General features: G+C 54.7%; 13 protein-coding genes and 1 tRNA gene. 9 read left to right on the top strand and 5 right to left on the bottom strand.

Translation table 11 applies throughout. From position 1 onward, the window contains the following. Positions 1-67 precede the first annotated feature (67 nt). Positions 68-1753, bottom strand: a complete 1686-nt coding sequence (gene pilB, locus EAW52_RS17365) for a type IV-A pilus assembly ATPase PilB (protein WP_122043366.1) — start codon at positions 1751-1753, stop codon at positions 68-70. Positions 1754-1972: 219 nt separating this feature from the next. Between pilB and EAW52_RS17360 the strand changes: the two genes are divergently transcribed. The 3 genes from EAW52_RS17360 (at position 1973) to EAW52_RS17350 (ending at position 4003) form a co-directional block, all read left to right on the top strand. Continuing rightward, complete coding sequence (locus EAW52_RS17360) at positions 1973-2425, top strand: pilin (protein ID WP_122044842.1); 453 nt, start codon at positions 1973-1975, stop codon at positions 2423-2425. 127 nt (positions 2426-2552) lie between these two features. Continuing rightward, positions 2553-3887 carry an O-antigen ligase gene (locus EAW52_RS17355; RefSeq protein ID WP_162997654.1) on the top strand — a complete coding sequence of 445 codons (1335 nt, stop codon included), beginning with the start codon at positions 2553-2555 and terminating at the stop codon, positions 3885-3887. A gap of 40 nt (positions 3888-3927) precedes the next feature. Next, positions 3928-4003, top strand: a tRNA-Thr gene (locus EAW52_RS17350). A gap of 77 nt (positions 4004-4080) precedes the next feature. Here the strand turns inward: EAW52_RS17350 and EAW52_RS17345 are convergent. Next, positions 4081-5031 carry a glycosyltransferase family 2 protein gene (locus tag EAW52_RS17345; protein WP_122043364.1) on the bottom strand — a complete coding sequence of 317 codons (951 nt, stop codon included), beginning with the start codon at positions 5029-5031 and terminating at the stop codon, positions 4081-4083. 649 nt (positions 5032-5680) lie between these two features. Between EAW52_RS17345 and EAW52_RS17340 the strand changes: the two genes are divergently transcribed. The 3 genes from EAW52_RS17340 (at position 5681) to ampE (ending at position 9368) form a co-directional block, all read left to right on the top strand. Next, entirely contained in the window at positions 5681-7876 is a 2196-nt protein-coding gene (locus tag EAW52_RS17340) for a DUF1631 domain-containing protein (protein WP_122043363.1), read from the top strand. A 101-nt stretch (positions 7877-7977) separates the two neighbouring features. Beyond that, entirely contained in the window at positions 7978-8538 is a 561-nt protein-coding gene (gene ampD / locus EAW52_RS17335; RefSeq protein ID WP_122043362.1) for a 1,6-anhydro-N-acetylmuramyl-L-alanine amidase AmpD, read from the top strand. Next, positions 8535-9368, top strand: a complete 834-nt coding sequence (gene ampE, locus EAW52_RS17330; protein WP_122043361.1) for a regulatory signaling modulator protein AmpE — start codon at positions 8535-8537, stop codon at positions 9366-9368. The genes ampD and ampE overlap by 4 nt, the downstream gene beginning before the upstream one ends. Before the next feature lie 4 nt (positions 9369-9372). Here the strand turns inward: ampE and EAW52_RS17325 are convergent, their stop codons facing one another. Then, positions 9373-10161 carry a TatD family hydrolase gene (locus tag EAW52_RS17325; RefSeq protein ID WP_122043360.1) on the bottom strand — a complete coding sequence of 263 codons (789 nt, stop codon included), beginning with the start codon at positions 10159-10161 and terminating at the stop codon, positions 9373-9375. A 12-nt stretch (positions 10162-10173) separates the two neighbouring features. Continuing rightward, positions 10174-11169 carry a catabolite repressor/activator gene (cra, locus tag EAW52_RS17320; RefSeq protein WP_019366296.1) on the bottom strand — a complete coding sequence of 332 codons (996 nt, stop codon included), beginning with the start codon at positions 11167-11169 and terminating at the stop codon, positions 10174-10176. A gap of 336 nt (positions 11170-11505) precedes the next feature. Here cra and ptsP point away from each other — a divergent pair, with 336 nt between their 5' ends. From ptsP to EAW52_RS17305, 3 genes are read left to right on the top strand one after another with little or no spacing between them, the layout of a single operon-like run. Next, positions 11506-14388, top strand: coding sequence for a phosphoenolpyruvate--protein phosphotransferase (gene ptsP, locus EAW52_RS17315; protein ID WP_122043359.1), 2883 nt, complete (start codon positions 11506-11508; stop codon positions 14386-14388). After that, positions 14385-15326, top strand: coding sequence for a 1-phosphofructokinase (gene pfkB, locus EAW52_RS17310; protein ID WP_122043358.1), 942 nt, complete (start codon positions 14385-14387; stop codon positions 15324-15326). Before ptsP ends, pfkB begins: the two co-directional genes overlap by 4 nt. Positions 15327-15339: 13 nt before the next feature. Next, a complete protein-coding gene (locus EAW52_RS17305; RefSeq protein ID WP_122043357.1) occupies positions 15340-17094 on the top strand; it encodes a PTS fructose-like transporter subunit IIB in 1755 nt (584 codons plus the stop codon). Between the two features lie 60 nt (positions 17095-17154). Here the strand turns inward: EAW52_RS17305 and EAW52_RS17300 are convergent, their stop codons facing one another. Next, positions 17155-18144, bottom strand: coding sequence for a zinc-binding dehydrogenase (locus EAW52_RS17300; RefSeq protein ID WP_122043356.1), 990 nt, complete (start codon positions 18142-18144; stop codon positions 17155-17157). Positions 18145-18337 lie beyond the last annotated feature (193 nt).

Raw genomic sequence — 18337 nt, 5'->3', positions numbered from 1 at the left:
CCACTCTTGTTCATGTGACTGACCAGCCCTTCATGGGCATCGAGTGGACACGCAAAGTTCGCGCCAATCAGTCCTTGGTGACGCGGTTTACTTCTTCCAGGCTGGTTACGCCTTGCATGGCCTTGAGCAGGCCAGATGTCCGTAGGTCATTAAAGCCCTCTTCACGCGCCTTGCGGGCAATCTCGATCGAGTTGCCTTCTTCCATGATCAGGTTCTGCATGGCAGATGTGATCTTCACGACTTCATAAATACCCACACGGCCACGGTAGCCGTTATTGCAATCCTCGCAACCAATAGGTGAGTACAGCGTAAACTTGCCGATCTGGCTTTCGGGGAAACCTTCACTCAACAAGGTTTCTCTTGGTACATCATGTGGCTTTTTACATTTAGGGCACAGCTTGCGTGCCAATCGTTGAGCAATGATCAGGTTGACCGATGTGGCGATGTTAAAAGCAGGTACGCCCATGTTCCGCAGGCGCGTCAGTGTTTCTGCCGCGCTGTTGGTATGCAGCGTCGACATAACCATGTGACCCGTTTGTGCAGCCTTTATGGCAATCTCTGCTGTTTCCAGATCGCGGATCTCGCCCACCATGATCACGTCAGGATCTTGACGGAGAAACGCTCTAAGCGCTTGGGCGAAGTCTATTCCTTGACGCGGGTTAACGTTAACCTGGTTAATACCCTCCAGGTTGATCTCTACCGGATCTTCTGCCGTCGAGATATTGATGTCGACTGTATTAAGGATGTTCAAGCCTGTGTACAGCGATACGGTTTTGCCAGAGCCAGTGGGGCCGGTTACCAGAATCATGCCCTGTGGTTGGCTAAGCGCCTCCATATAAAGCTCTTTCTGGCGCTCTTCATAGCCCAACGCATCAATACCCATCTGCGCAGTGGAGGGATCGAGAATTCGCATCACAATCTTCTCGCCCCAGAGGGTCGGAAGCGTGTTGACACGAAAATCGATGGACTTGTTTTTGGAAACCTTGAGCTTCACGCGACCATCCTGCGGCTTGCGGCGCTCGGAAATATCCATACTCGCCATTACCTTCAGACGGGCCGAAATGCGTGGGGCCAGCTGAATAGGCGGGCGTGCCATTTCATGCATGACGCCATCGGTACGAAAACGCACTCGATACATTTTCTCGTAAGGCTCAAAGTGCAGGTCAGACGAGCCGCGCTTGATAGCGTCGAGCAGCATCTTGTTGACGAAGCGTACAACCGGGGCATCGTCCGCATCTACTTCAGACTTTTTTTCTTCTTCTGTATTGATCTCGATATCAAGATCAATATCACCAAGATCCAGCCCACCGGTGCCGTTATCCAGGTACTGATCAATGGCGTTATGAAGCTTGTCATCCTCAACCAGAATAGGCTCAGCCGTAAGGCCGGTACTGAACTGAATGTCATTAATGGCCTGCTGGTTGGTTGGGTCGGATATGCCGATAAAAAGCTTGTTACCCCGTTTGGCAAGCGGCAGAAAGTGATGCTGTTGCATCAACTTCTCGCTCACGACCTCTTTAGGCAAGGACTCCTTATCTACTGCGCTGAGGTCTAAAAACGCCAAGCCGAATTGTTCTGCAGACAGCTCCGCAATCGCACGGCTTTTAACGAGGCGATTTTGAACTAGGTGTGTCACCAGTGGGACTTTACTGATCTTGCTCTGCGCAACTGCGCTTTGAGCCGTTTTTTCATCGAGTAGCTCGGCTAAAACAAGCTGACGGGCAAGACCAGAGAGAGGCGCTAAATCATTCATAAGACTGGCCGATAAGGATAAGCGATGCCTGCCTTATAGCAGTCGAAAGCAGTCCTATCAAATACGCTCTTTGGCCTGACAATTATTGTCAGTACTTGCCATGCAGGCGAAGCGGCAGGAAATCTATTTCACACAAATACTGTGATCTAAGCGGTTGGCACGCTGAATGCTTAAGGAGAATCAGGCATGTTGAGCCTACTTCTTCTATTGGAGACAAGCATGAAAGCTCAAAAAGGTTTTACGTTGATTGAATTGATGATCGTTGTAGCGATCATTGGTATTTTGGCTGCGATCGCAATTCCTGCGTATCAGGATTACATCGCTCGCTCTCAAATGGCTGAGGCTGTGAGTTTGACTGACGGTGTAAAGACAAGTGTAACTGAAGTCTTTACTCAGAATGGAACGTGCCCGACCAATGGAAATGATGGTATTCCTGCAGCTACGGATATTAAAGGAAAGTATGTAGCTCAAGTTGCTACAGGTGGTACTGCAGCTGCTGATGGTGGATGCACTATCACTGCGACAATGGCGGCTAGTGGGATTTCTACTCCTATTCAAAAGCAAACTCTTACAATGACTTTGAGTAATGCTGATAAAGGGTCAAGCATCTGGACCTGTACTTCCAGCGCAGATCAAAAATATCTACCTAGCGCATGTAAGAACGGTAGCTAATATTGGTTTAGAAAAGCCCTGCGTTTGCAGGGCTTTTTTTTGAGGAGGAAAAGTGTTAGTGGTTTTTAGTAGGAGTTATTGCTTTATTTATTTGTTAGCGTTTATTGGAGGGAGCCTATTTTTTAGGATGCATGATATTGCTTGGCATGACTCCCAGAGAATTGCGGAGATAAGTTTCTTTTGGGTTGCTTCGTTAGCGATTCTTTTCTTTGATAAGCGAGATTTTTTTGTAGATACAAAAATCACTTTTTTTTTATCTGCATTTTTTTTTATTGGTTTGTTTTCGAGTCTCTTCTCAAATCAGCCCGTCTGGGCATTAGTAGAGTTGGCCTTATTTTTAGGGTGTTTTGGTTTCTATCTCTACATTTCTTCGATGAGAAACGCTTTGGGTGAGAAAGCGGATTGGGCTTTTCTTGTTTTAATACTTTTAATTGTAGTAGTTAAAGCTGTTCAGTTCTTTTCTTCCTATATTGCTGCCTGCTTTAGTGGTGATGAAGCTCTTGATGTCTGGCTGCTGGCGGATGGATTTTCTAATATAAGGCATTACGGGCAGTTTCAAACGTTTATGCTGTCTATATTAGTTTTTTTGACTTTCCCTATTGATGGGAAGAGATTTTACAGCATTGCTGCTTTCGTGCTGTTAGTTTTATTTTGGGTAATAGTTATTGCCTGTGGCACCCGGGGGACTTGGCTTGGAATAGCTTGCGCGGGTGCCCTTATTTTTTTAATTTCAAGCGTGGGTCGTTTCTGGTTTCTGATTCAAGCTGGCGCAGCATGCATAGCTTTGTTGGTGTATTTTTGTTTGTTTCATATAATTACCGACGCGCTGCATATAACTATTCTGCAGTCGGCAGCCAATCGCATTACTACATCGTTATCTTCCAGGGATATTATCTGGGAAAAAGCTATAGGGATGATTATGGCTCACCCTTTTCTAGGTGTTGGGCCAATGCATTTTGCCGATACGTATAATCCTGTTGCCGCTCATCCTCATCAGGCCTTCTTGCAGATTGCTTGTGAATGGGGTATTCCTGCCTTAATTATTCTAATTGTCTTGCTTGTTAAGTTTTTTAAGTTTAGTTTTTTAGTTGCTCGCTCTGCTGATTTAAAGAAAAGAGACTCTGTTCTTCAAGTATCCCTTATTGCTGGTTTGTGGGCTGCGTTAGTCCAGTCAATGGTTGATGGGGTAATTGTTATGCCTTATAGCCAGTTATGGTTAATGATATTTGCAGGGTGGTTGAATGGCTCTTGTGCTTCTAGTTATGCAGAGATCGATAAACGCTGCGCTAATACGTTGAAAATAGTACTTTTAAGCTCATCGCTATTTCTAGTGTTTATTGTATTTAGAGATATCAATCATTTGGATTGGATGAAGGAAGGTGGGCAGAAAAATGAATGGGGCTATTTTCAACCACGCTTTTGGTCACAAGGAATAATTGCTATTCCGGAGTCAAGGCTCTAAATCTTGACTAGTAGGGTTGCCTTGCTTATCTTAAAGGAATGCCGGTGTAGCTCAGTTGGTAGAGCAGCGCATTCGTAATGCGAAGGTCGTAGGTTCGACTCCTATCACCGGCACCATCTCGATGGGCTTAAATTTCTCTAAATCTTTAGCTATTTCGTGCCGTCTGAAGTTTGGTAGGGCGTTCATTCAGGCGCTACATCTTTCCTAATATAGCTGTCATATATAAGCTTATGTTTCCAATAACATGCTGCCTGTATACGTTTGCCTTTTTAAGGAAGAAGATCTTTTTAACAGCTTTTGAGCTTATGGCTGTACGATAATTAGTGAGCGATATTTTGCTTTTGCTGCTCAAGAGGTGCTCGTAGCTCTTGAGTATCTTCAGATTATGTTCATTGTACTCCCTTAGAGTGCCTCCCAAGTTTCTGGCAAATCGGGTGACTCTGTCTTTTAAGGAGATGTGGCAACCTACAACGTTATACGTATGCTGGCGATATTCAAGGCTTGGCTTGCTGTCGTAAATTACAGTGCCATTGCAGCCACTTACAATCAGGTAGGTTAGCCAATCGTGTGAGACGATGTGGCTGTCGAATGGAGTTTCTTCTAACAATTCTCTTGTTTTTTGGTTGATTAGCATGGTGTTTCCCCCTGCTAAGCTTTGTACAAGTGCATTGTTAAAGCTGGGTCTTCTTCGAAAGAGAGGGGAATAGCCGATTGAATTTCCGTTTTCGTCAATCAGATGGGTCCGTGTACAATATAACCCTGGAGTGCTTTTTCCTATAGCGGATAAGCTAATTACGCTGCGCTCCAATTTATCTTCATGCCAAATGTCATCTTGATCGCTAAAGGCGAAGTAATCAGCCTCAATCAATTTATTGCGTATAAGCGACATAAAGTTTTTGGAAAAGCCCTGTTTAGGGCCTTCCAATATCACGATTTTCTGCTCACCCAGTTCTGTTTGGTACTTAGAAAGTATCTCTATGGTTCTATCTTTTGAACCATCATCTGAGGCGTAAAGCACCCAGTTTCTATGGGTTTGCTTGATAATTGAGTCAAGCTGCTCGGCCAAAAACCGCTCTCCATTATAGGTGCACAATAAAATAGCTATGGTGGGTTGCTCTGGAGAGGTATTGCATACTTCGTGCATGGCAAAAAACTCTAATCATAAAGCTCGGCTTGACTCGTGGGTGTATTTAAGCAACCGATATGCCAACGTGATCCACTTAACGCTTTGAGTGATAAGGCTTTAATGAGAGCTGAGGTTCGCGCTAAGGCGGATTGACTCTATGTACGAGGGCGTCAAAAAAACATTGCCAGTTTTCAGCCTTGGGGGCTTGCAAAGAGGTAGTGGCAGGGCGGCCCTGTATGAGAATCAAGGCGAAGGGATTTTCATGCAATTGTTGCACCATGCCCTTTCTTTTATGAAGTGCTGCTTGCTGCAACATGCAGCTTAGGTTTTTTCTGTGATGTCCCTGGACGTATCAGCGTTTGGCTGGCGATTGGTCGAAATCTTGATGGTTAGCTCACGCTTCTCAGGGTACGATTAGGGGGTAAAGGCAACTTTATGGATGAACGCTGTTCAGATTCCCTCACTAGAGATGGGAGTCGCCGTAGCTCAACCATAAACATGATCAAGGTCATACCTATGCGGTGATCTCGGTTAGCTGGTACAGCTACTCTGTAATGATGATCAACGCAACGTTCACTTATCAACGCTATGGGATCAACGTTGTTCAAGGCTCGTAACGTGGTATGCAGGCAGGCTGGTCATAACGGTACGCTGCAGGAGGCGGGCAATGCAGAACGACGCTAATGTGGTTCATTTCAAAACGCTCAGTGATGCGGCGTTGCGGATTCCTGCTGCCCTCGTTCCGGTACGCGACAAAGCTGCCCAGCGGCTCAATGCAGCGCTCCAGCAATTGTTCGATAACGCGGACGATGCGCTGTTCGAGATGGCTGACCGCGCCACCAGTAACAATGAGCAGAATCTGTTCTTCGAAGCGATGCGTGACTTGCGCCTGAAGCGCAAGACGATCGAGCGTAATTTTTTGCAGCGCTACTTTGAGCGTTTCGCGGGCCTGAATCAGGCAGACATGGCAAAAAATACTGCTCAGCTCGACGCCATTTCGTTCGAGGATCTGAGTCTGGTCCAGAATGACCAGCTCGAAGAGTCTGTCGCGCTCGATACAATGGTGACCAAAGCTGTCACCCGTAATGCGCTGGCCCTGGGCCATCTAAGTATTCGTTTCAATACCCAGTTAAGCCGAACGCTGGACGAAAACTCCAACCCGTTGGCGCCTCGCCCCTTGTGCGAAGCGTTTCTGGATGCGTGCCGTGGTTTGGGTGTTGAGATCAAGGTCAAGCTGATCATTCTCAAGCTGTTCGAGCGCTTTGTGCTGAATGGTTTGGACCGCGTGTATGCCGAGGCAAATCAGCAGTTGATCGATGCGGGAATTCTCCCTCATCTCAAGCTGGCGCCGCCGCGTAATACGGGTCGCAGTGCATCGGGTTATACCGGCCGCACGGCATCCACCACACCGGATAGCGAACAGGATCAGGAAGTATTCAGCGCGCTGCAGGGGCTGCTGGCGCAGGTACGTCGCAGTGGCAGCGGCTCAATGGGTATGTCTGGCGGTGAGCCAGCAGGCGCGGCTGAGCTTCATCCTATTACCAGTTACGATCTGATGCGGCTGTTGTCCCACTTGCAGCAGCATGTGCCTTCGCATGTCGAGAACAGTTACGACTTGCGCGGGATGCTGGATGACGCGCTGGGGCGTATCAGTGCGCGTAGCGGTCGAAAGCGGGTAGTGGGGCAGGTTGATGATGATGTTATCAATCTGGTGTCCATGCTGTTCGAGTTCATCCTTGATGACCTGACGCTGCCTGATTCCCTGAAAGCGCTGATTGCCCGTCTGCAGATTCCCATGCTCAAGGTGGCGGTGCTGGATAAGGCCTTTTTCAGCCGACCCAATCATCCGGCCCGTAAGCTCTTGAATGAGATTGCGGCGGCCTCGCTTGGTTGGGAAGAGCAGAATGAGCTGCAGCGCGATGGGCTTTATCTGAAGATCGAGCAGATCGTTCAGCGGCTGCTCAGTGATTTTGTGGATGACCCGGATATCTTCAGCGAGCTGTTGAATGACTTTCTGGCCTATATGAGTGATGAGCGTCGCCGGAGTGAGTTGCTTGAGCAGCGCACACGGGATGCGGAAGAGGGGCGTGCGCGGGCTGAGCAAGCTCGCCAGCAGGTAGAGGCCGCGCTGAATGAGCGTTTGGTTGGGCGTACGCTGCCGGAAGTAGTGGTTCGGGTCATTCGCGAAGCGTGGAGTCAGGTGCTCCTGTTGACGTGTCTCAAGCAGGGCTATGGCTCTGCCGAATGGCTCGCCGCGCTGCAGACGATGGATGATCTGATCTGGAGTGTTGAGCCGCATGAAGATGCCGGCTCGCGGCAGAAGTTGCTGGGTATGGTGCCGGGGCTGCTCAAGGCCCTGCGCGAAGGGCTTGCCAGCGCGGCCTTCGATCCCTTCTCTACCAGTGAGTTTTTCACCCAGCTTGAAGCCTTGCATGTACAGACATTCCAGCAGGCCAAGCGTGTCGAGCACGGTGCAGCGGCGGTAGCCCATGAGCCACTGGCAGCGATGGTTGAGGTGGCTGATGAGATTGTGCTTCAGCCGGTTCAGGCCAAGCCTGCCGAGACGGCGTTCAAGCCGGATGAGGAGTCGCTCAGAACGATTGACGCTATTCATGTGGGTAGCTGGATTGAGCTGACCGAAGCCGATGATCACAAGGTCCGCTGCAAGCTGGCGGCGGTTATCAAGTCTGCTGGACGTTATATTTTTGTAAATCGCGCAGGCATGAAGGTGATGGAAAAGTCACGTGAAAGCCTGGCTGTCGACTTGAGTCATGGAAAGCTGCGTATTCTGGACGATGCCCTGTTGTTTGATCGAGCGCTGGAATCCGTCATCGGAAATCTCCGCACGCTCAAACGCACCTGATTTCTTCCGCTTATTCAAAACACCGATCATGGGGCCACTCGGATCGGTGTTCTTGGTCCTTCTGCCGCTCTGGTTTACATTAAGCGCTCACAGGAGTTCTTATGTCCCCAGATTTTCAGGCGGGATGGTGGGCTCACGCTCAGCGTTGCCCGTCACCCAACTACAATGAGCGTCCCGTGGGAGAGCAGGTCTCGCTGCTGGTTATCCACAACATTAGTTTGCCGCCCGGCCAGTTTGGGACGGGAAAGGTCCAGCCTTTCTTTCAAAACACGCTGGACTGCAGTGAACATCCCTTTTTTCAGGAAATAGCCTCGTTAAGGGTGTCAGCCCATTTTCTGATTGAACGTACAGGCGCTGTGACGCAGTTTGTGTCCTGTGATGATCGTGCCTGGCACGCTGGCGTATCCTGTTTTGCGGGCAGGGAAGGTTGTAATGATTTTTCGATAGGGATTGAACTGGAAGGTACCGATACCGAGCTTTATACGCAGGCGCAATACCATGTGCTTGAGCAACTGACGCGCGATGTGCTTCGGCATTATCCAGCCATAACACCTGACCGTATTTGCGGACATAGTGATATTGCACCAGACCGCAAGACCGATCCTGGGCCTGCCTTTGATTGGCACCGGTATCGGGCATTTTTGACAGGGGAGGGTAAATGACCTTTCTGAGCTTATTGCTTGTGTTGGGCGTTGTATGGACAACCCACTGGCGGTTGCGGCTGCAGCGTGATGGCTGGTGGCGCGCGCTGTTGGCTGAGGTGGAGCTGCATGTAGGGCGTCATAGCTCAATCGCGCTAATCGTTGTGGTAGGTGTACCCCTGCTGATATTGGCTCTGATGCTGGCAGTATTAAAGCCGGTTGCCTATGGCTGGCTGCTGTTGCCCGTACATGTGCTCGTGCTGTTGTATAGCCTGGGCCGGCATGACCCCAGGCAGGCATTGGCAGGTTTCAGAGATTCCTGGCGGCGGGGTGATCTAGAGGCCGCAGCCTTGCGTGCAGAGCAGGATCTAGGTCTTCAAGCGGAAACGCCGGATGGGCTCTTGGCGCGTGTGCAAGAGCAGCTGCTATGGCGAGGCCACGAGGGCTTCTTTGCCGTGATTTTCTGGTACGTTGTGCTGGGACCGCTCATGGCGTTGGCTTATCGACTGGTTGCGCTGACGGCTGCCCATGCGCGTAGCCCTGCCTTGCGCGCCCATGCAGAACAGCTGTGCCATGCCTTTGATTGGCTGCCGGCACGCTTACTCACTGCCAGCTTTGCGCTGGTTGGTGATTTTCTTTGCGCCAGCCGCGCAACGTTATCCGAGTGGTTGAACTGGGATATTCCCACTCCCAAGCTGCTGGCTGATGCCGGTCGCGCTGCGGCTGATTTGCCTGTGGCTCTGGATGCCGAGGCGGGTGTTCACAGTCTTGATACGTTGTGGCAGTTACTCGTCAGGGCTGCTGTGCTCTGGTACGTCTTGTTAGCGCTCTGGACGGTGGTGGGACGCTAGTCTTCTAAAGCGCGTCAGGGTCCCACCCGAAGACGGCACACGCATTGGTTGTACTGGCCTGGGCAAGTGCTTCGGAGGTCACGCCGAACAGCTCGGCCAGTGCCGCGCAGATATCAGGTAGATGGGTAGGGCTGTTACGGATGCCTGGGTACATGGCAGGGGCCATGTCAGGGGCGTCGGTTTCCAAAACGATGCCGTCCAGCGGCAGCCGCGGCACGACCTTTCTCAGTCGATTGGCTTGCGGCCATGTCGGCGCGCCACCCAAGCCCAGCTTGAATCCTAGCTTCAGATACTCCCGCGCTTCTTCGTAGCTGCCCGCAAAAGCGTGGACAACGCCCGCTCTGGGCGGCTTGTAGCGTTTTAGCGTGGCGATGACATCGGCATGGGCTTTTCTGACGTGCAGCAGGCTCGGCAGTTCGTATTCGATAGCCAGTTCGAGGTGTGATTCGAAAAGCGTCTGTTGGCGTGCCTTGTCGGGCTGCTCGATATAGTAATCCAGTCCGAATTCACCCAGTGCGCAAAGCTTGGGATGACTAGCCCATTGATCCAGCCATGCCCTGAGCGTGTCGATGTCGCTCTCCTTGTGCACGTCCAGATAGCAGGGATGCAGGGCCAGGGCCGCGTAGAGCGGCTCATGGGCCAGCGCGGTGGACCATAACTGCGACCATAGGGATTCTTCGACACCAATCAGCACCTGACGCCGTACGCCTAGCGACGCGCACTGGTGCAGAAGTACCTCCCGATCATCGTCGAAGCCGGGAAAATCCAGGTGATTATGGGTATCGATCAACATGGTAGGGGCCAGCTAGTCTTTGTGACGAGTCTTAAGCTGTCGGGGGATGGCATGAACACCGGGCTCGTAATGATGGGATTCGATGGCGTCCAGCATGAGGTTCAGGGCCTGCTCTGCAATGAGTTCGTGCTGCTGATAGAGTCCGTTGACCTTGATGGGAACGAAGTCGAGCAGCTGGGCGTCGCCAAAGGTGGCGAGACGCAGATGGGAAGGCCAGCCTTCAGCCTGCTGTTGGAAAACATCGAAAACGCCTTCCAGCAGCACGTATGCCGTCGTGATGATCGCATCAGGCATATGGCCCAGCTCGCTCATCAGGTCCAGCATCAGGTCGCGTCCGCAGGTACGGCTGAACTGCTCGCCATAGCGAATCAGCTTCTTGCCGTTGAAGTCCTGTAAGGCCGATTCGAAACCCGCGGCGCGCTCACGGCTGATGACGAGGTCCGGACGGGCCGCGATCAGGGCGATTTCTCGAGGCGGCGTATCCAGCAGGGTCTTCGTCAGAAGGGAGCTGGCGGTCCGGTCGTCACTGACGACAGAGCAGAATTGGCTGGGATCGAGCTGACGGTCCACGGCTACCACAGGCAATCCCTCTGCCTGCAGGCGGCGATAGGGCGTATCGTCATCGGCCAGACAGCTGGCGGTGATAAGGCCATCGCAGCGGCGTGCGCGAAACAGCGAGAGCAATTGCCGTTCGGTATCGGGCTCATCGTCAGTACAGGCAATGAGCAGTTGATAGCCCCGCAGCCGGGCTCTGATTTCCAGCTGCTTGGCCAGCCGTGCATAGCTGGGGTTTTCCAGGTCAGGCAGGATGAACCCAAGCGTCAGGGTCTGGCCGCGACGCAAGCCAGCGGCGCGCTGGTCCGGCTGGTAGCCGTATTGTTCGACCACTTGCTGTACGCGCGTGACGGTGGCTGGACTGATGCGCCGCTGGTCGGCTTTTCCGTTAATGACGTAGCTGGCCGTGGTCACGGAGACGCCTGCCAGTCGAGCTATATCACTGAGCTTCAAAACGATTCCTCTTGTGGCCGTGCGGTCTGGAACGCCTTTCTTGCTTATATGACCGCAATACCTTGCCTTTCATTGACGATAATCCATTTTCGAAAACAGACGGTCCGGTATCTAACGCAATGGGCTGGCCTTTATTGTGTGTAGTGCTTCAAGGATCAACGATTATCGAGTAACGTGCCACTCTGTTTTGGTGAAACGTTTCAGCACAATAGTGTCTTATCGCTGTTATGTCTGTATCGCCCGATGTCGATGATTCAACATGCGATTAGGCTAAAACAATCATTACAAGAAAGGCACGGTGCTCTTCGGTCGCTCGTAGTGCCATGGAGGATTTGAATGTTCGAACTCGATGCGCAGCATATTCGCATGGGACAACAGGCCGCTGACAAGGATAGCGCGCTTGCCCTGCTGGGTGAGGCCCTTGTCGCGGATGGGCTTGTGGCTCCCGGCTATATCGATGGTTTGCGTGCTCGCGAAGCCCAGGGTTCTACCTACCTTGGACAGGGTATTGCCATTCCCCATGGTACTCCTCAGACCCGTGACCATGTGTTTACAACGGGCGTACGAATCATGCAATTCCCCGATGGTGTAAGTTGGGGGGAAGGGCAGACCGCTTATCTGGCCATTGCAATTGCCGCCAAATCTGATGAACACCTTCGAATTCTCCAGTTATTGACGCGTGCACTGGGTGAAAAGTCGCTGGACGAGGCGATTCGCCGTGCCGAAAGCGCCGAGGCGATTGTTCAATTGCTGCATGGCGCCCCGCAAGAGCTTGAGCTGGATGACCAGCTGGTGCGTCTGCACGTGGAGGCTGATGATCTTGAAGACTTAGCGTGGGAAGGGGCACGTCTTCTGAAGAAGACACAATGCGTTGAGGCGGGATTTGCCGGTGCGCTACAAACGGGCGTCCCTCTGCCACTAGGAGAAGGGCTTTGGTGGCTGCACAGCGACCATGCCGTAAGCCGTCCTGGTCTTGCGTTTGTGACACCCGCAGCGCCGGTGACGTTGGAGGGGCAGCCAGTCAAGGGCTTGTTCTGTTTGGCCAGCCTTGGTGAGGCTCACCGTGATTTGCTGGAGCGCCTGTGTGACTTGCTGATCGCTGGCCGTGCCCAGGAGCTTAGCCAGGCAACCTCCAGCCGGGCGGTGCTCGAAGCGCTGGGCGGTGAGGTAGCACCGAACTGGCCCAGTGCGAGTGTGGTGCTGGCTAATGCCCATGGCTTGCATGCGCGTCCGGCCAAGGAGCTGGCGCGTGTGGCGAAGACTTCAACCGGTGAGGTTCGGGTCAGGGTGGATGGCGGAACGGCCGTTTCGGCCAAGAGCTTGTCTCGCCTGCTGGCGTTGGGTGCGCGCCGTGGTCAAGTGCTTGAGTTTCTGGCTGAGCCGGGAACCAATGCCGAAGCGCTGCTGGGAGATCTTGTCGCGGCGGTCGAGGCCGGGTTAGGTGAAGAGGTTGAGCCCATTAGCGCCAATACTCAACCGGCGCACGCGGCCGTGCCGGTTGAAACCAATATTCTGGCGCGGGCAGAGGACGCTGCGCCGCTAGCCTCAGGCGATACCTTCAAGGCCATTGCTGCGGCACCGGGGCTAGCCGTTGGGCCAGCCTATGTCGTGGCTCAGCAGCATTTCGACTTTCCTGCCGAGGGTGAGGGGGCTGCCGCTGAAACCGAGCGCCTCGAAGCGGCACTGGCGGCAGTCAGAACGGAAATCGATGCCCTGATCAGCCGTAGCGAGGCCGGCGCCATTCGCGACATCTTTCTGACCCATCTGGAGATGCTTGATGATCCGGATCTGCGTGAGGGCGTACAGATGCGCCTCAAGCGCAATGCCAGCGCCGCAGCGGCCTGGAACGCACAGATCGAGGAGGCGGCCGCTCAGCAGGAGTCATTGAAGGATGCGCTCCTGGCCGAGCGTGCGGCTGATCTGCGTGATGTAGGCCGCCGTGTTCTGGGGCATCTGTGTGGGGTTGGGTCTGCCAGTGAGCCAAGCGAGCCCTATGTGCTGGTCATGGATGAGGTCGGGCCTGGTGACGTGGCGCGTCTGGACCGTGACAGGGTCGCCGGTATCCTGACGGCACGTGGGGGTGCCAGCTCTCACAGCGCCATTGTTTCCCGCGCCTTGGGTATTCCTGCGATTGTAGGTGCTGGCCCGCGTGTACTGAACCTTGCACCTCAGACCATTCTACTGCTGGATGGCGATCATGGCCTTGTCGAGGTCGGGCCGGATGCCGCACGCATCGAGCAGGTTCGTATAGAACGCGAGGTGCGGGAGCATCGTCGACAGGAGGCCGAAGCCAAGCGGTTTGAGCCTGCGGTCACCCGCGACGGGCACCGTATTGAGGTGGCTGCGAACCTGGGCAACACTGCGGATGCCCCGTCGGTAGTCGAACAGGGCGCAGAGGCAGTTGGCTTGCTGCGTACCGAGCTGGTATTCATGAGCCATGATTCGGCACCTGACGAGCAGGCGCAGGAGAAGGATTACCGACGCGTACTGGATGCGTTGGATGGACGACCGCTGGTGGTACGTACGCTGGATGTGGGAGGCGACAAGCCGTTGCCTTATATGCCAATTCCGGCCGAAGAGAACCCGTTCCTGGGCATTCGCGGTATACGCCTGACCCTACGTTGCCCGGAGGTGCTGGAAACCCAGTTGCGCGCCTTGCTTCGTGCGGCCGAGGGGCGTCCGCTTAGAATCATGTTTCCGATGGTGGGACGGGTTGAGGAGTGGCGTCAGGCGCGAGATATCCTCAATCGTCTGCGGCAGGAGATTCCGGCGGTCAATTTGCAGGTAGGCATCATGATCGAAGTACCTTCGGCAGCCCTGTTGGCACCGGTGCTAGCGCAGGAAGTGGATTTCTTCAGCGTCGGAACGAATGACCTGACCCAATACGCCTTGGCGATCGACCGTGGTCATCCTTTATTGTCCGGCGAGGCTGATGGCTTGCATCCCAGCGTGCTGCGCCTGATCGATATGACGGTCCAGGCCGCCCATGCACATGGCAAGTGGGTAGGCGTATGCGGAGAGTTGGCCGCCGATCCGCTGGCGGTTCCGCTTTTGATGGGGCTGGGTGTGGATGAACTCAGCGTTTCAGCGCGCAGCATTCCGCTGGTCAAGGCGCGGGTGCGTGAACTGAATTTCGTGGCTGCACAAGCCTGTGCCCAGCGAGCACTGGCGCTGGCGACAGCAGATGAAGTGCGCGCCAGCGTGGAGGCCATGCAATGAGCCGTGTTTTGACCGTTACCTTGAATCCCGCGCTGGATCTGACTGTACGACTGCCCGAACTGCATCCGGGAGAAGTAAACCGTAGTGAAGCGGTTGTCATGCACGCGGCAGGCAAGGGACTGAATGTGGCCCAGGTCCTGGCAGACCTGGGGCATTCGCTGACCGTAACCGGCTTTCTGGGCGCTGATAACGCCAAGCCGTTCGAGGCCTTGTTTGCCGAGCGTGGCTTCAAGGATGCCTTTGTGCGGGTGGAGGGCGAGACCCGCAGTAATATCAAACTGGCCGAAACCTCAGGCCGCATTACGGACATCAACGGGCCGGGGCCGCATGTTACCGAGACTGCCCAGGCTCAGTTGCTGCGCACCCTGGACGACGTAGCGCCGGGACACGATCTGGCCGTTGTGGCTGGCAGTCTGCCACGCGGCATCGGTGCCGACTGGCTTGCCGAGCTGGTTCAACGGCTGAAAGCCCTAGGCTTGCGGGTGGCACTGGATACCAGTGGCGCCGCGCTGCGTGCCGGGCTCAAGGCTGGGCCTTGGCTGGTCAAGCCCAATACCGAGGAGCTGTCCGACGCCTGCTCGGCACCTGCCGATACTGCCGAGCAGCAGGCCCAGCTGGCCGCTCAGCTGGCCGCTCAAGGTGTTGAGCACATAGTGATCTCTCAGGGCAGCGAGGGTGTTCGGTGGTTTGCGCCAGGTCGCGTACTGCAGGCCGTTCCGCCCAGGGTGCAGGTGGCCAGCACCGTAGGGGCCGGCGACTCGCTTCTGGCCGGTATGGCGCACGGGTTGCTCACCGGACTTGAGCCGCAGGACGCATTACGCAATGCCACAGCCATTGCTGCCATGGCCGTCACTCAAATCGGCTTTGGCATTGATGATCCTGCCCGTTTGGCAGAGTTGGCGAACGGCGTCAGTGTTCACGTCATGACAGAACAATAAGCAGGGATAACTCATGAATATCGCAATCGTTACGACCTGCCCGACGGGCATGGTTACCAGTGTGCTCAGTGCACGATTGCTGGATGCTGCCGCACAGCGCCGTGGCTGGCAGACCAGCGTTGAAATCCACGACGGCCCCGAAGCTACGCTGCTGACGGATGATCAGATCGCTCGGTCTGAATTGATTGTCGTTGTGCATACCGGTGCGGTAGACCTTCGCCGCTTCGCGGGCAAGCGCGTTTACCGTGCAACACCGGCGGAAGCCCTGCGGGACGTCGATGCTTTTTTGCAGCGTGCCGAGCGTGAGGCCAAGGTGTACGAAGCCAACGCCGAGCCTGAAGCTGTCAGCGCAGCCGCTGCACCCACCAAGCAGCCCCGTCTGGTGGCGATCACGGCCTGCCCAACCGGCGTTGCACATACGTTCATGGCAGCTGAGGCATTGATTCAGACCGCCAAGAAGCTGGGCTATAAGCTGGATCTGGAAACCCAGGGGTCAGTGGGCGCACGCAACCCTCTCAGTGCCGAGGCGATCGCGGAGGCCGATGCGGTTCTGCTGGCAACTGACATCGAGGTCAATACGGATCGCTTCGTGGGTAAGAAGGTTTTCCGTTGCGGTACTGGTGTTGCCCTCAAGCAGCCTGAAGCTACGCTCAAGCGTGCATTAGCTGAGGGTGAGATCCTGGGAGGTGCGGCGGCTGCTTCGTCTTCCGGACAAGCCAAGGCCGGTGCGAAAAAGGAAAAGACCGGAGTCTACAAGCACCTGCTGACGGGCGTGTCCTACATGCTGCCTATGGTAGTCGCCGGAGGCCTGTTGATTGCCCTGTCGTTTGTCTTTGGGATCGAGGCGTTCAAGGAGCAGGGCACGCTGGCGGCTGCATTGATGCAGATCGGTGGCGAAGCCGCGTTTAAGCTCATGGTGCCGGTGCTGGCCGGTTACATTGCATACTCCATTGCCGACCGGCCGGGCCTTGCGCCGGGAATGATCGGTGGGTTGCTGGCCAGTAATCTGGGCGCGGGCTTTATCGGCGGTATCGTGGCAGGCTTTCTGGCCGGTTATGTGGCGAAGGCGATCGCTCGCTGGGTGAAGCTGCCGGCCAGCGTGGAGGCCCTCAAGCCTATTCTGATCATTCCGCTATTGGCGAGCCTGATTACCGGCCTCGTGATGATCTATGTTGTGGGAACGCCGGTTGCTCAGGCATTGACCGCGCTGACGGGCTTTCTGGAAAACATGGGCACGTCTAATGCCGTTCTGCTGGGTGTCATTCTGGGCGCCATGATGTGTGTGGATCTGGGTGGGCCGATCAACAAGGCGGCGTATGCCTTTACCGTAGGGTTATTGGCATCCAAGACCTATGGTCCGATGGCGGCTACGATGGCGGCCGGTATGGTGCCTGCGATCGGTATGGGGCTTGCTACCGTTCTGGCGCGCCGCAAGTTTGCCCAGAGCGAGCGTGAAGCGGGCAAGGCGGCCTTTGTCCTGGGGTTGTGCTTCATTTCCGAAGGGGCAATTCCCTTTGCAGCGAAAGACCCGCTGCGTGTGATTCCCGCGAGCATCGCGGGCGGCGCATTGACCGGTGCGCTCGTCATGCTGTTCAACTGCAAGCTGATGGCGCCCCATGGCGGTCTTTTCGTACTCCTGATTCCCAACGCCATCAATCACGCCTGGCTATACCTGGCCGCCATTGCGGCGGGCAGTATCTTGACCGGTGTGGTGTACGCTGTGATCAAGCGGGGGGAGGTACAGGAAGAGCTGGTACCTGCGGCATGATAAAAAAGGGCTCTCAGGAGCCCTTTTTAATGCGTTGGCGACTTGTCTGATACTGCCGGATCAGTCCACCTGGACGACATATTTGCGTGTCCGCACGGCAGCTTTCAGATCCTTTAACGCGTTGGGCAGCTGTTCGAAGGGAACAACCTCAAGAGTAGGCATGGCCAATCGATTGTTCTTGATCTGATCCATCAGCTCGGCTCCGGCGGTGGTCAGCTCCATCCAGTCCAGGACGGTGCCATGCTGGTGGATCGAGGCGAGGGCTTCCTCATGGTAAGAGATCGCCGTTGTGAAGGCAGGCAAGGGCGGCTGCTCAATCCGGTCCTGAATGCAGACCAGATGGCCATTAAGGCCCAGAAGACCAGCCAGCGAGGCGGCGTGCTGGCCGGAGATTGTGTCAAAGGCGGCGTAGAATTTACGACCTTGCAGCTTTTCGAGTAACAGATCCCGCCAGTTTTCCTGGTGGTAATCCACGACCTCGGTCACGCCACGTGACAGCAGCTTTTCGCGGTGCTGCTCCCCTGCGGTTACCCAGACGCGCCAGCCTTTTTGCAACGCCAGTTGTGCCACCAGCGATCCGACCGAGCCCCCGGCGCCGGTCACGAGTACATCCTTGTTGGTTGCATCCGGTACCTTCATGACCGACTGCCAGGCTGTCAGGGTAGGGCAGGGGAAGGCGGCGGCAGCAGTGTCACTAAGGCCGTCCGGCACCGGCATCACCATGTGGGCGGCGGCGATCTTGATATGCGTGGCATAGCTGCCGGCGTGGTAGAGGTTCTGGTGATAGGCGACCCGCGTTCCGATACGCAGGTGCACGTCGCGACCGGCCGCGATTACGACGCCCATGCCGTCCACGCCTGGAATATGGCCCGGCTTCCAGACCTTTTCGGCCTGCGCAATGAATTTCCAGTCGACTGGGTTGATGCCGATGACCTTGTTGGCGATCAGGATTTCATTAGGCGCTAGCTCCTCGCTAATGGCATGGGTTTCCAGTACCAGATCCGTAGGCTCGTTACCGTGGCGCCAGGTCCAGGCGTGTACATCCAGCATGAGAGTCTCCTTTCAAGGGGGTATATTTTCTCCTTTATGGGGGTTAGTGATGGCTCGTAAAACCCTTACAGGAAAGGAATATGAGTAAAGAGCAGCGGAAGGAGCAGGAAAAAGCAGTGGCGCAGGGAGCATGATCAGGTTTGTATGGCTTCTCTGGATTGCCTACTAGACAAACAATAGGTATCCACTCACA

It is taken from the genome of Pseudomonas sp. LTJR-52, from assembly GCF_003691465.1.
Lineage (GTDB): Bacteria > Pseudomonadota > Gammaproteobacteria > Pseudomonadales > Pseudomonadaceae > Chryseomonas > Chryseomonas luteola.
Note: the sequence above shows the minus strand (reverse complement) of the source record. Positions and strands in the feature narration are given on the sequence as shown.

Bases quoted from the DNA above. Each gene is read 5' to 3' on its own strand.
- EAW52_RS17300 (WP_122043356.1), bottom strand. From the start codon at position 18,144: ATGCTGGATGTACACGCCTGGACCTGGCGCCACGGTAACGAGCCTACG.
- pfkB (WP_122043358.1), top strand. From the start codon at position 14,385: ATGAGCCGTGTTTTGACCGTTACCTTGAATCCCGCGCTGGATCTGACT.
- ampE (WP_122043361.1), top strand. From the start codon at position 8,535: ATGACCTTTCTGAGCTTATTGCTTGTGTTGGGCGTTGTATGGACAACC.
- EAW52_RS17345 (WP_122043364.1), bottom strand. From the start codon at position 5,031: ATGCACGAAGTATGCAATACCTCTCCAGAGCAACCCACCATAGCTATT.
- EAW52_RS17305 (WP_122043357.1), top strand. From the start codon at position 15,340: ATGAATATCGCAATCGTTACGACCTGCCCGACGGGCATGGTTACCAGT.
- EAW52_RS17360 (WP_122044842.1), top strand. From the start codon at position 1,973: ATGAAAGCTCAAAAAGGTTTTACGTTGATTGAATTGATGATCGTTGTA.
- pilB (WP_122043366.1), bottom strand. From the start codon at position 1,753: ATGAATGATTTAGCGCCTCTCTCTGGTCTTGCCCGTCAGCTTGTTTTA.
- ptsP (WP_122043359.1), top strand. From the start codon at position 11,506: ATGTTCGAACTCGATGCGCAGCATATTCGCATGGGACAACAGGCCGCT.
- EAW52_RS17355 (WP_162997654.1), top strand. From the start codon at position 2,553: ATGCATGATATTGCTTGGCATGACTCCCAGAGAATTGCGGAGATAAGT.
- ampD (WP_122043362.1), top strand. From the start codon at position 7,978: ATGTCCCCAGATTTTCAGGCGGGATGGTGGGCTCACGCTCAGCGTTGC.
- EAW52_RS17325 (WP_122043360.1), bottom strand. From the start codon at position 10,161: ATGTTGATCGATACCCATAATCACCTGGATTTTCCCGGCTTCGACGAT.
- EAW52_RS17340 (WP_122043363.1), top strand. From the start codon at position 5,681: ATGCAGAACGACGCTAATGTGGTTCATTTCAAAACGCTCAGTGATGCG.